This window comes from Candidatus Symbiopectobacterium sp. NZEC135, assembly GCF_025962695.1.
On the sequence record NZ_JAGFPF010000583.1, the window covers coordinates 1 to 1,178 of the forward strand.

A 1,178-nucleotide genomic window follows, 5' to 3' on the forward strand; every position below is an offset into this window, starting at 1 on the left:
TTGATTGATAATTTTGACCATATGATTACGAGAGACGCCATACACTTGCGTCACTTCAGTAATATTCGTCATCTTGCCTTCAGGCAGTGATGCCATGTAGATAAGCGCGCGTAATCCGTAATCCGTAAAACTGGTTAACTGCACAGAAACCTCGGATACCCTCGGGTATCGGTAAGAACGTCGCAACCATGCTCATCGCATCAACGTTCGTCAAATCATCAAAACCCATGCTGGCAGCACTCCCTCGCTTGTTTTGCACTACCAAGGCATCACAGCCAAAGGAAGCAAAAGTGAGGCTAACACGGACGATAAATCACATAAGAGCTAGATTTACTAGCAATAATAAACCAGTCGCGAATGATCCGGCGAATTATTTAGCATATTCGCTGGGTTTACGCATTGATTGCTTCCTTACATCGGTGAATTGCCATAGGTTGGGACTTCATACCTGACGGGAGGAGAGATTCAGAGCCTCGTGACACACTCACTTGACATCCCTGCTCAGCAGTCGGGTGATACGAGCAAGCAAACGGTTACCATAGATAAACGCTCTACTTGCAAAGCAAACCGCCAACAAAGAGGTAAACATGAATTTACATTTTAAATGACAATCTATCGTACACTTGACAAGCGATCAATTATCTCCCTTTGTCAATTTCCTATGCTATCAATTGGTTACTTAGCTATCGTTAAGTGCAAATTTTTACTGAATGTCTGAAAACAAAATGAAGCGCAATGTAGCCTGGAAAAAATATTGTCAAGGCATCTAATCATTACATCACACTTCTTAATTATTACTTTGTTGATAAACAATGAATATTGTCAAAAACCACTTTAAAAATAAATTGAAGGCTACCTATAAATAAAAAAATAATTCAATACCTAACAACTTATATTCATCAATAACAAAACAATCATAGATAAAACCCCCTACAAAAACTAACAACAAGATTATACTGAATATAACTCTGGGCCTTAAAAAAACCAGAGAGAGAAATAAGAAAAAGACCACAAAATAAAACAATAATTTAGAATCAAAAAACCTTAACCTGTTAATTATCAAGGTGAAATCAACGTGTTATTCTATCTGTTACCAACATAAATAATGAGCAGTCTCATTTTATTTATAGAGAGGTATGTATGCAAGCCTATAAAGCCATAGTGATATTAATCATATC

The 1,178-nt window shown here is 37.1% G+C and carries 1 protein-coding gene; it reads right to left on the reverse strand.

Going from position 1 to position 1,178, the window contains the following annotated elements:
- Positions 1-144 (reverse strand): Rrf2 family transcriptional regulator (locus J5224_RS28950; RefSeq protein WP_264628535.1); only part of this gene is annotated, 144 nt, incomplete at its 3' end.
- Between the last annotated feature and the right edge of the window lie 1,034 nt (positions 145-1,178).